Annotated in this window: 8 protein-coding genes; 3 read left to right on the forward strand and 5 right to left on the reverse strand. The window is 45.7% G+C overall.

The features are described from left to right. Window positions 1-244: 244 nt before the first annotated feature. On the reverse strand, window positions 245-970 hold the full coding sequence (locus RAC60_RS20685; RefSeq protein ID WP_058702502.1) for a YoaK family protein: 726 nt from the start codon (window positions 968-970) through the stop codon (window positions 245-247). Between the two features lie 320 nt (window positions 971-1,290). Between RAC60_RS20685 and RAC60_RS20690 the strand changes: the two genes are divergently transcribed. Together RAC60_RS20690 and RAC60_RS20695 are read left to right on the forward strand one after the other, a co-directional pair. Continuing rightward, window positions 1,291-1,623, forward strand: a complete 333-nt coding sequence (locus RAC60_RS20690; RefSeq protein ID WP_058702500.1) for a hypothetical protein — start codon at window positions 1,291-1,293, stop codon at window positions 1,621-1,623. 22 nt (window positions 1,624-1,645) lie between these two features. Then, window positions 1,646-2,017, forward strand: a complete 372-nt coding sequence (locus RAC60_RS20695; RefSeq protein ID WP_054634059.1) for a RidA family protein — start codon at window positions 1,646-1,648, stop codon at window positions 2,015-2,017. Between the two features lie 2,487 nt (window positions 2,018-4,504). On the opposite strand, the gene RAC60_RS20700 is transcribed toward RAC60_RS20695, so the two are convergent. The 3 genes from RAC60_RS20700 to RAC60_RS20710 all read right to left on the reverse strand — a co-directional run bounded on the left by RAC60_RS20700 (window position 4,505) and on the right by RAC60_RS20710 (window position 9,455). Then, on the reverse strand, window positions 4,505-5,476 hold the full coding sequence (locus tag RAC60_RS20700; RefSeq protein ID WP_058702499.1) for a ParB family protein: 972 nt from the start codon (window positions 5,474-5,476) through the stop codon (window positions 4,505-4,507). A 7-nt stretch (window positions 5,477-5,483) separates the two neighbouring features. Then, window positions 5,484-6,683, reverse strand: coding sequence for an AAA family ATPase (locus RAC60_RS20705; RefSeq protein ID WP_039339560.1), 1,200 nt, complete (start codon window positions 6,681-6,683; stop codon window positions 5,484-5,486). A gap of 1,842 nt (window positions 6,684-8,525) precedes the next feature. Further along, window positions 8,526-9,455 carry a RepB family plasmid replication initiator protein gene (locus RAC60_RS20710; RefSeq protein ID WP_375094243.1) on the reverse strand — a complete coding sequence of 310 codons (930 nt, stop codon included), beginning with the start codon at window positions 9,453-9,455 and terminating at the stop codon, window positions 8,526-8,528. A gap of 459 nt (window positions 9,456-9,914) precedes the next feature. On the opposite strand from RAC60_RS20710, the gene RAC60_RS20715 reads away from it, so the two are divergent. Further along, window positions 9,915-11,285 (forward strand): aldehyde dehydrogenase family protein, encoded by a 1,371-nt coding sequence (locus tag RAC60_RS20715; protein ID WP_058708870.1) that lies wholly within the window; start codon window positions 9,915-9,917, stop codon window positions 11,283-11,285. Window positions 11,286-11,410: 125 nt separating this feature from the next. Here the strand turns inward: RAC60_RS20715 and zigA are convergent, their stop codons facing one another. Further along, window positions 11,411-12,643: a zinc metallochaperone GTPase ZigA gene (zigA, locus tag RAC60_RS20720; RefSeq protein ID WP_058702497.1), complete on the reverse strand. Its 1,233-nt coding sequence runs from the start codon at window positions 12,641-12,643 to the stop codon at window positions 11,411-11,413. Between the last annotated feature and the right edge of the window lie 124 nt (window positions 12,644-12,767).

Genomic DNA, 12,767 nt, shown 5'->3' on the forward strand with positions numbered 1-12,767 from the left:
AGCGAAGCGGTAGTATTGCGTTATGATCTTGATTTCCTTCAGGGTTATATCTTTTTGAATTAATATACTTGGCAAAATTTCCTTCCCCGAATAAGTTGACAAAATACGACATTAAGTAAATTTATATTTCATGACACGGCAGAATAAGAAGAAAATTTAATGAGGCCTACGTTAGTGCTGAGGGTTAGCTTTCGGGTGATATCAAAGACAGGGCAGCTTAATCGCTGCCCAATGAAATGAGATGTTAAAACTTCCTTGCATTATTTAAGGCGATGAGGATTGCACTTGTTGCAAGGATGATCAGAAAAATACCTAATGCAATCATCGCATTGAATGCATAAGCTTTAAAAATAATTAACCCGACAATACAGCCCGACAAAAATGAAAAAACGGTAGTCAGGTGTGTGTGTAACTGCTTTTGAGCAAAACGTCTGTCGCAGGGCTCGGCACGAGAAACAAAAGATGACACGTACGTTCCGAGTGCAATACCGGCATCTGTAAGCGTCCCTGTGATATGGGTTGATCTGACACGGCCGTTCGAGAGTTGGGTTGACGTCGCATTATGCACTCCCATCAGGAATGCCAGTATCAATAAGACCTCATCATTATAGCTGGGAGAATAGAAAAGTTTTTCGAAAACCGAAGCAAGCGTGAGCGCTATCCCTTCAGCCAGAATGATCAGACAAAAAACCGTTCTGATTTTTCGCCTTTCTCCAGCTATGATAAAAAATCTTGCCGCTGTACATCCAATAACAAACGCCGCGATTAACCCGGCAAGGAATGTCAAACTGTCAAAATCTGACGTAAAAACTTCAGTAGAAATTTGAGAGGTGTTTCCGCTCATATGTGATGGGAAAAAACCAAATGCGCCAAGCGCCATCGCATTCAGTATCCCGGCGGTTGTGGCTAATGCCAGAGCAAGATAACGGTCTTCTGTATGTGAACGCAACTTCTTCTTTTTTATCAGCACCCGATTCCCCTACTGTTTTTACACCATTGATGATTTTACTTTTATACATTTTTATCATAGTAGAGTTTAAAAAACGCAGCGCTAAATACAGACAAATCTGCATGGGTAAACTGTTAATTGTATTGATATTTATGTGCTTTATGGGAATCGTGGTTACATGTAAAAAATTCAAAAGACTTTTCAGATTTTTTTACGCATCAGCAAAAATTTTCTTTGCATCCCTTTTTCTGATGTATTTAACACTGCTGCCAATTTATGGCAGGATACGCCCCCTGAATTAATCCTTCACAAGCCATATGTAAGATTTTCAAGGTCAAGTCATGAAAAGAAGTCACCGTAAATTTATTATTCCTGTGGTTATTATATTTGTTTGTCTGGCCTGGTGGCTCATCCCACATTATGATGCTGAACACGAGGCTTATTATGTTTCAGTGCTTTGCGCGGTGCCCCAGCAAAATGAACAACAGTTATACAAAGCAATGCGCACTGTCATTGAAGGCAGTAATTCTGACTATGCATTGCAAAAAATTCATTTTATTCCCGGACTGGCCAAACGCGTTATCGCTAAGTGGAAAAATCTGACGCCAGAGCAGCAGCGACAGGCCGCCAGCCACGACAGTCAGTGCCGACAGTTGATCACGACCAATAAATGATTACGCAAAAGGACACTTAATCATGCTGCAACGTAAAAATTACGCTGCGCTGGGTCAGATAACAGCGCCATATGTTCACGCCGTCAGCCATAATGGAACACTGTATGTTTCAGGCCTCACGGCACACGGCACCTCAGCAGGCCAGCATGACATAGCTGCTCAGGCGGAGGCGATATTTGATCAGCTTGAAGTTATTACCCACGCTGAGCAAACGTCGTTACAAAATTTGATCAAGGTGACCATTTTTATTACCTCGTTTGTTGATATCGATTCGCTTCGAAAGGTGCTGTTCAAACGCTATGGGAGTGATCTTCCGGCCAGCTCACTGGTTCAGGTCAGCGCCCTCTTTGCACCTGAATTGTTGATTGAAATTGAGGCGGTCATTGCACTTTAAGAACAGTTCGCCTTGCCCGTTTCATACGTTTAATGTCACCAACTGGTAAGAACATGCTTTTCGCACAGCATGTTCTTAATGTATTTCCATCTCCCATCCTTTTCTGACATCCCATCACTTCAGATAAGTGCGTTACACGTTTGCTCTGCACGTTGGCGTGATATTCCTCTTATGGCGCCGGCTTTTATACTTCCCCCCTTGGATATCTGGTTTTCAGGCATGCTCAATGCGAAAGATGCTGGCTGGCTATTAATATTGCAGCGATCGCGCTTGTATTCATACCGATGAAAGCTTTTTGACATGCCATACAGATATGCCACATTGTCGTTGCTATATAAATAACAAACCGAGTGGTTGACGTTTCGCAGCTCACTTTCAGCCTGTCGCATACCTGTCATAACCAGGATTGCGGTTTATCTGCATAAGGATTACTCATTCAGAAAAACTGGCTGAGCCTGCCAAAAGGAACCTGATTAGTTAATTTGAATTACGCGTGGGCCTGCGTAAAAGGGATTCATTCAGAAACCCATGACATGTGAATTTCAGCCTGAAATCGCCAAAGAGAAGCACTGATTACAGTGAATGTTTGAGTATTCACTGTAATCAGTTCGCGTGAGCAGATGACTGCGTTATTGGCACGCTTATTTTAGGAACAGATAAAAAGGACGGATAACAGCGATGCGGCGGCGATGTTAAGATCGAGGCAAGTGTCAGCTTTAAACCGCTTGATAATAAGGTCATTGAGCTGGCCTAAAAGACAATGCGCGCTGAACATGATTCACGGACAGCAATACGGGTACCGCAGGCTTACAATATGCGGCAGGCCGCTAAAATGTCACGGTCATCTTAGCTGAACGCGCATTCTAAAGTGCCGTGATTAACGTAGTTTAACCTTTACCCGACTTGGCTTTGCAACGTTCCAGATTATATTAATTCTGAATTTCTTCAATAACGATGCGAGTCAGTTTCAGCGTGATGAGTTGTAAAATATTGACTCAGGCGCGTAACCGCATTCACAGCTTAGCTTTTAGCGTCCGCCCGGAAAGGTTGATGACCAAATTTCAGCCTGAAATCGCCAAACTCATTTTGCTCACTGATTACAGTGAACATGTAGCAGGCGTCCACTGTAATCAGTAATCAACTGCATTTTTACACACAGCCCCTTCAGGCTAAGCGAGAGATCTCATGTCAGTGCCATACTCATCCCAGGCTGCGCATCGCGCCATCAGTAAACGACATATTCCTGACTAACAGCGGTATCAATGCGTGGCAAGTAATTCACTGTAATCTGTAGTGTGAAGCATCGGCAAGCGTTAAAGCCTGAGCAACATGCTCATGGCACCAGAATACTGATTACAGTGAATTCAATATTAAAACCTGAGCTCTCATCGCTTTGTCCTTTTGAACATGATTAGTCGGAGCAGATGTAATGAGCCTTTCTTCGTTTTCAAAAAGTGAGATTCAAGCCAATGAATGTGTCACCTGTATTCAGGTGCCTGAAACGTTTTGCGGCCGATTCAACAGCAATGATACTGACGCAACCCGCAGACTTGAGCGGTTTTTATTGATACACCCCGAATTTGCATCATAAGTCACAGCGCCTTACAGAAAAAGGGGTGATATCATTTGTCTCACCTTTCCTCACTCACTGGCGCCAGTCCTACAGTGTGCGGTCGACTACAGGCTTCACTTTTAAAGGAAGAAGGGATGAGGGCGTTAATCAGTGTGTGAGAGAGATGCGGGCAAAGTCTTGATGGTGCCATGCATTGACAACTTTGGCTTACTCATTACCAAACACTTTCCCGTTAGTACATCATCATTCAGAGTGATTTATCCATCACAGCCTTAGTTATCCACTTTTTCTGTGGATAACTAAGGGATATTTTTTGTATATCGTCATTATTGATAATTTTATTGTTTATTAGATTTTCTCGCGGCAAATAAGTTTAGTCAGGATATGGTGTCAGCTCATATCAATGAGGTTTACATTGCTGGCAGATTTAGAAAAATTTCAGGGTGAAATCGCCAAAACAAAAGCTATATAATACAAGTAGATATAAGAGAAAATCGCAAATTCATCGCCGTCATGGTGTAACATTAAAGCATTCCATCATTCCTTCAAACTTTCCTTTTAGTACGAACAGTCGAGAGAAAGCTTGTAGAGCTGATAAATGCGGAAGCGGTTGAACAAATATCACCCATAAGATGGGTTTGAGACCTGATTTATAAGCGTCAGGCTTTCATTACAGTCTTACAGATCGTGCACAATTTCGACCAGCACAGCCAAGACCCGAAACAGAATTTCGGGCGAAATTTTACGGCACTGAGATAAAAAAGAACTTATTTTTCAATATATTAATATCGACAAGGAAGATTATTAGATGGCGATTTCAGCCTGAAATTGCGAGTGTAAATAGCAGCATAAACAAGGCAGGAAGGGAGGAAAGAAACCAGGCAAAGGCTATTTGCCTGGTCAGGGTTAGACGCTCATCGTGTCATGAATTTTTTCAGGGTTTCTGATATCACTTTATCCAGCTCATCCTGCAGCTCTTTAGACTGGCGATTAAATTCATAACTGAACATCCTTCCTCGCGTTTTTTTACGCGCAAAACGATCTTTATCTGCGAAAGACCACAACGCAATGGCAGTGGTTTTGTCTTTTTCGGGCTCTTTAATCAACGTCTGGCTGCCCTGACGGATTAAGCGAAGAATATTATTCTTTAGCTCATCTTCAGCTAAATTTTCACGCGCTCTGACCACATCGATTTCAGCAGAAATCGCATTAATCAATGCGTCAACTGATTGCCCTGTTTCACTGAGCTTATCTGAAGCCTGGAGCAGAGCTTTATAATCAGGATAAGTCAGTTCAGATTGATTGGGGAAAAGCGAAATCAGATCGGCAGGCACACTCGCCGCCTGCAATGCACGGGTCACTTTAGCCTGAGACAGACCCTGATTTTCAGCAATTTCCTTTTGTGAAAGTCCGCCTTCTTTAAGCGCAAGCAAACGCATGCCGACTTCACGTAAATTATGTTCGCGCGCCGTCTGTATATCCTGTGCAAGCTTGCGTGCCTCATCGGGCGTGATTGCAGCATCGGTAACCAACACATCAAGACCGGTTTTACAGTGCAACGCTGCGGCCCGTCGCCTTGAACCATCCAGTATCTCGATACGTTCGTCATGCATGATGCCAATGGCAGGAAAAAACTGCTGGAGTTTGATGGTACGAATAATGTCGCGTAATGAATCGGGTGTGAGACCAGACTGGTCGCGACCATTGGTTTCCATATTTACGAAGGTTTTAGCAGCCACTTCGCTGGCAGGTATATGATTAAACCTGAATACGGCGCGTTTCCCCGTCGAAAGCACAAAGGTTTGTGAGGGGAGTTCAGAGGATTTTTCGGTAGTTAACGGCGTCTGGCTGAAGGTTCGACCAATCGTTATTCTTTTTGCACTCATAAAAACCTCAGTTCAGGCGAATAAATTCGATGCGGTCAAAAACCGCTTTTGCAAAATCTTCAGCGGCAGAACGCGCATTTTTTAACGCTTCGCTGCTGCCCACATAGGTGGATGGATTGGCAGATATAACGGTGTCAAATGACTCTCCACAGCGTTCAAAACCATCCAGTCGCGGAAGCGTTGCATCTAACATATCGCCGCCAAAAATTTCTTTAGCAAGACTGTGACACAGCTTATGGTCAGCTTTATTCGATAGTTTCGACATAAAGCCGATATTTCCCTGAAGGCGACACTCTGCCCCCGATTCTTCAATGATGCCAATCAACTCAGGTAAACGCGTCAGATATTTGAGAGTGGAATGAAAATCCACCTGTGCAGGCGGCACCGGCGTCATCAGAAGATCAGAAGCAGCAATCGCGTTCTTTAAAAAGGCATCCAGATGGGGACCACTGTCGATGAAGATAAAGTCGTAATCTTTTTTGAGTTTTGAGACAACATTGTCATAAAGCACTGAATGAACATTCTGTCCAGGAAGATGCGTGGCACAGAGCTCATCCCAGCTAGATGCAATAAACGCATCATCGATGGAGGCGGGCAGCACATCCACGCCTGGTATGATGGACGATACGATAAACTCATTCACCAGCTCGTCACGACTTACGTTCTGTAGCATGGCCTGCGCGGCCGTAGCCTCAACTAAACCGACTGAGCGTTCATGATTTAAAAACATGGTTGCTGAGGATTGTGGGTCAAGATCGATAACCAGAATGCGCAGGTCTTCATAGAGCAGGTGAGGGTGAGCGCGAAGCGCATGCGCGAGAGAAACTGTCGAAACGGTTTTAGATACGCCGCCTTTTAAATTTCCGACAAACAAAGTAAAGGCTTCAGGATGGCGATCACGGTATTTCGGTACGCCGCGATGGTGATAAATATCAATGATATTCTGTATGGACATGGCGTATTTGACCGAACTTCCCGCAGCGCGCTTATCAAACTGGTAGCCACTTTCTTCCATCTCATTGACAGCATAATCCACACTGGCGCGGGTTAATTTTGGCAGTTTAGCCAGCGCAGCCTTCGCATAAATCTGGTAATAACTGTTTTCCTGTAACTCAAGCTTTTGCGCCTGAATTTGTTCAGTAAGGCTCAATAGCATCCGTTCAGAACGCTGAGCAACTTTCATGACCTGACTGTCATCGTTAGCCATACTTACTCCAGATATGTAGGATTTACGACTTTATACCTAAATCCTGCACATCGGGCAAGAATTTATCTTATAAACGCTATCCTGTGTTTAATGCTGAACTTATGATTTATGTGACGCTATACACATAATTTACTGTAATAAGCATCTGCGATGCGTTCAGGAGTGGACTATACAGGAGGATGAACTTAATCCGTCTTGCCCATACAACTGGACAAAGATACCGTGAGGCTATCTTCGCTCGGTTTCTAAAATAAAAGTAGAACGTCAGTACGTACAACGAGAAGCGAACATTCACTGTAATCAGTAAAGCCCGCCGATCACATGAGCGCAAAACTGCGTAGCAGAGGGTCAGCAGCTACCGCGCTTGTGGCGTCACTGCTGGCAGATGTATTTAACTGGCATCTGACCAGCAGGTGCCTTTTAACCTGCATTCGTTCACTGTAATCAGTAAAAGATTCACTGTATTCAGTAGAGGATGAGCACCGATCGTGTGGCCAGAATCAGGATGACAGACAGCTAAAACAGCACAGCAGGTGATTCAGCATCAATATCTGTTACTCAGACTCAGCGGGGGCGTTCTGGACCCATCCTGTGTTCACTGAAGCAAGCTGTGTCTCAATGCTAACTCTCTAAAAATCTGACAGAGCGAACATATACATCCGCAATGTTCACTATAATCAGTATCCCTTCCAGTTGCCTGCAGATGAAAAGCCTGACCACAGAGATGCCGCTATTTGCCACACGACTTGCTTCTGTCGCAACAGATGTGGAAAGGCATCGACTAAAACATTCACTGTAATCAGTAAGCGATGCCGGGCCAGCTTCAAGGCCGGGCCTGGCGATAAAGACGTAGCGATACAGACCGTGACGAGCCTTTAGCGAAAAATAAACAGGGAAGGGGAATGACGTAAACATTCACTGTAATCAGTAGCAGAAAACCCATACCAGCGTGGCAGTCTTTGTTGTCGGGTAGAGAAGTCCGGAAGAGGCTTCATCAGCCCGGTCCCCTGAATATTCACTGTAATCAGTAACACTTGCAGCCTTCAGAAGGAGAAAATGCTCATGGCATCAGGCTGGAAAGGCTATAAGAATGATACGCTTTCCAATAACATTCACTGTAATCAGTAAACGCCCTGATCTGAATCAGCCGCTGCCTGACATTGTGGTCCATCCATGACACGTCGATAGCGTTCACTGTAATCAGTAAACGTAGCTGCCACCGTCAGTAATCTGGATCTAACTTCGTAACGTTCACTGTAATCAGCAGGAACCTCGTGACGAACAGAGGACAGATTCACTGGAATCAGTAAATGCATTTTGTCGGCTTAACCCGTCATAACATTCACTGTAATCAGCGTTCCACTAACCCTGTCACTTTTTTAGTGTGATTGTTCATTAATGCCAACGTGTTCAACCCTGCGTTGTCTAACCCAAAAAAAATACAAATAAAATCAATTAATTAATAACAATATTCACTATAATCAGTTATATCATTCTCCACAAACGTTCACTGTAATCAGTGAAAGGCAGGGCGCGAATAAACGCAGCCAGTATTCACTGTAATCAGCAAGGCGAGGCAAAAAAGGATAAGCAGAAAATTAATAAAATAATAGTAAGCGCACGCTTACTTATAAGTCATTGAAATATTATTAAAATAAAATCAGATGGCAGACGTTCCAACAGCATAACTTCAGCGGCGTTACTGACTATAGTGAATGCCGCTGATTACAGTGAATGATTGTAGGTAAGGAGTGAAAGAAGTATATGAACTGGCGTGCAGTGTCACTTTTTAGTTAAAAGTGACACTGCAACGCAAAACTTACTGATTACAGTAAATGCGCGCTATTCTTCAAATTCAATGTCTTCAAGGGTATCAATACCTTCAAGATTGCCGATACCATCCAGTTTAGGCGTCCTGCTGTGGATAATGAAAAACATAGAGCGTCCGCGTTTGACTTCAGAATAGTCGAGATAGCCAATCTCTTTAAGCTGCTCCATTGCGCGTCGCACAACGTGGTTCTGCGTCGTAATTTTAGATCCTAAATTCAGGCGCATACGCAGGCGTGCCAGTGATATAGGCGCAGGGTTGGTGGGAAGGCTCTCAAGGAACGTATAGAGCGCCTGAGCCGATTCTTTACGTTTCAGACGGGAGATGGCGCGTAGCTGAAGTAAAACCTTGTGATCGAAGTTATAGAGCTCAAAAAGCTTGGGATCAGCTTGTATGCGAACAATATCTTTTTCACGATCATAGTAGGCAGACTGAACAAGGTGCGTGTGATAGGCCTTACCGTTTCCTTCAAAGGACAGCGTATTGGTCGCAATTCGCCGTAGGGATGCATCAAGCCGCTTACGTAAGGCAGCAGAAGAGTTTGCTGAAGGTATTCCACACATTTTAACGAAATCGATAAAGGGCAGCGTGACCGTATCGCCCTGAGTAGGATAACGCGAAAAAGACTGGATGATGCCTGCCCATGTCTTGAAATCATTATCCATATCCAGCCTGGCACCGGTGATGGTAATCTTTTCATACCCTTCCGCTTTCACCAGCGAGAGGTTTTTAAGTTCTTTCGTCGCATCCGTGGACGCCATCGCGCCTGAAATCCCGCGCGCGGTGGATTTAAGCGTTGGTACAAACAGTCCCAGTCGCATCAAGGCAACAGGCTGAACAGTGTTATTCTTATTGGGATGAAGCTGAATAACTTCACCGCTGTTTTTAGTCACAGACAGAAAAGGCTCTAGTAACGCTTTGTTTTCACTATCTTTATCTGCCATGGGATAAGATCTTCATTCTGTGGATGAAAAGGATCGTTTTCTGATTACAGTGAACATTAGCACTGATTATAGTGAACTTTCTACAGTGTGTAGTGAATAAAGTACTGATTACAGTGAATAGTTTGCTGATTACAGTGAACACCAACCCCCTCTCAGCCCTTGTGTGGCGCGGCCTGCAGCGATCGGGGATCTCTTTGGATCTATTATGGATCTCTCTATGATCGTTATATAGGAACTATTCACTGTATAAGTGGATAACTCAGCGATAACAGATCATAGTGATGTTTCTCTGAATAGCGTTTTTTTTAAAAAAGATAAGGTAACTGCCACCCGTCCCGGACAAACGCACTCACTTGTACCTTCATTTTTCAGAAACAAGTTCATCACTATTATTCATTTTTCATCAGCATTACGACGGCGTATGGTGACAGAATTTCGTCATTAATAAGGATCACGATCATGACTGACTTTGCCATTTCCCGTAATCCCACAACGGGTGAAATTCTTGCAAAATATCCAATGCAAACCGCTTCTGAACTGGAGCAGACGTTAGACTCAAGTGCCAAGGCCAGTAAAGCGTGGCGGCAAAGCAGCATGGACATGCGTGTCAACGTACTTCGTCAACTGAGCGAACAACTTCGCCAGCGTGAGCCAGAACTGACGCGAATGATAACCCTGGAAATGGGTAAACCTGTTGCACAGGCAAGAGCAGAGATCCTGAAATGTGCCAGTTTGTGTGACTGGTACGCTGAATTTGGCCCTGCCATGCTGCAAGACCAACCCTCACAGATTCCCGATGCGTGGCAGTCATTCCGGCCAATCGGGACTATTCTGGCGGTAATGCCCTGGAATTTCCCCTTCTGGCAGGTTCTGCGCGGTGCTGTAGGGATGCTGCTGGCGGGTAACACTTATCTGCTGAAACACGCCCCTAATGTCATGGGAAGCGCAATGCTGATGGCAGAGCTGTTCGATGCTACAGATCTGCCTGAAGGCGGTTTTAACCTGATAAACGTTGATAACGAAGGCGTTTCAACCGCAATCCGGGATGATCGCATCGCAGCGGTTGCAGTAACAGGCAGCGTCCGGGCGGGTGCCGCTATAGCTGCCCAGGCGGGTGCGGCGCTGAAAAAAACCGTGCTGGAGTTAGGTGGTTCAGATCCTTTCATCGTGCTGGCCGATGCTGATCTTGATGAAGCCGTTAAATCCGCAGTCACAGGCCGTTTCCAGAACACCGGGCAGGTTTGTATGGCAGCGAAACGCTTTATCGTTGAAGCGCCGATTGCGGAAGCGTTTGAAATGCGTTTTGTTGAAGCCGTTAAGGCGCTTAAAATCGGCGATCCGCTGGATGAACAAACGTACATTGGCCCAATGGCCCGTTACGATCTCCGCGATGAACTGGATGACCAGGTCAAAGCGAGTCTGCGTGAAGGTGCACGTCTGGTGTTAGGTGGCGAAAAAATAGCAGGGCAGGGCAATTATTATGCACCGACGATCCTGTCTGATGTAACAAGTGACATGACAGCCTTCAGGCAAGAGCTTTTTGGGCCTGTCGCCGCTATCGCAGTCGCCCGTGATGCGGATCATGCGCTGGAAATCGCTAATAACAGCGAATTCGGACTTAGTGCAACGGTATGGACGAACAACACCGATCGTGCTGAGCAGATGACGGCAAACCTCGAAGTGGGTGCTGTATTTATCAATGGCAATGGTGCATCCGATCCACGCGTGACTATCGGTGGCGTGAAGAAGAGTGGCTATGGTCGTGAGTTATCGCACTTTGGCGTCCATGAGTTCTGTAATATTCAGACAGTCTGGAAAAACCGGCGCTAACCACTATTTTATTATCCCCTGAGTCTACCGGCGCAGCAGTGCGCCGGCTTACTGTCTTTTCCCATCGGATAACAACATTGATTTCTGCCTGACACAAAACAGGATCCTTTGCAGAAAAAGATCCGTTACGATTCTGCGTCATCGAACCAGCCGGGCAGGGGATCGGAAAGCGTCACCCAGTATCCCGGCCCCGCCGCCATTTCCTGAGGGGTTAACAATGCGTGATCAAGCGCAGCACGCACTGCCGTTTCATCCATATCGATGCCGATAAAAACCAGTTCCTGTCGTGCATCGCCCGTCCCGTCTATCCAGTTGTCGGCAATAAACGCGAGGGATTCACTGTCCTGTGGCCATTTATCACGCGGGATACTGGCCCACCAGCTGCCTGCATAGCCATGCCGGGCTATCGCACCCGCCTGAGACCACGACGCTGCATATTCAGGACGGCTGGCCAGCCAGAAATAACCTTTCGAACGGATCACCCCCTCAAGCTGATGATTAACCGCATGCCAGAATCGTTCAGGATGAAACGGACGCCTTGCGCGATAGACAAAGCTACGAATACCGTACTCTTCTGTTTCTGGCTGATGCTCGCCGCGAAGTTCTTTTAGCCAGCCTGGTGCCTGAGCGGCCTGGTCAAAGTCAAACAGGCCGGTATCCAGTACCTGATCGAGCGGAACATTACCAAAATGGCTGGTGATAATGCGCGCCCGTGGATTCAACCTGTGCAGCATCGCTTTGAGCGTGCGTTGATCCTCATGGCTGATAAGATCGGTTTTGTTCACGATCAAAACATCGCAAAATTCAATCTGATCGATCAGCAAATCCACAACCGAGCGCTCATCCTCTTCGCCCAGTGATTCGCCACGCGCCTGTAAGGAGTCCAGGGAACGGTAGTCACGAAGAAAGTTATAACCATCCACAACAGTGATCATGGTATCCAGCCTTGCCACCGTCGACAGGCTTTCACCTTCTTCATCGGCAAAGGTAAACGTCTCGGCAACGGGCAGCGGTTCAGAAATGCCGGTTGATTCAATGACCAGATGGTCGAAACGGCCTTTCGACGCCAGCCGTTTCACCTCCAGCAAAAGATCCTCACGTAGCGTGCAGCAGATGCAGCCGTTACTCATTTCCACCAGCTTTTCATCCGTACGAGACAATGCCGCACCGCCATTACGTACTAAAGCCGCATCGATGTTGACTTCCGACATGTCATTGACAATCACGGCGATGCGCCTGCCTTCACGGTTATTGAGGATATGGTTGAGAAGGGTGGTTTTGCCTGCCCCGAGAAAGCCGGACAGCACGCAAACGGGCAAACGTTTGTCTGTGGGCGATGAAAGAGAGTGGCCTGACATGAAGTGATCCTTAAATGGCGAATACATTATGTTATAACATAACAAATTAGCGGCCATTTTCAATATGCTTTGTTGGATTCAGGGTTTCCATTTCTTTGCTGTTAAGACTGAAAGCGAGCAGGCT

Origin of the sequence: Pantoea sp. BR_17 (genome assembly GCF_041955125.1) — a bacterium.
Lineage (GTDB): Bacteria > Pseudomonadota > Gammaproteobacteria > Enterobacterales > Enterobacteriaceae > Pantoea > Pantoea stewartii.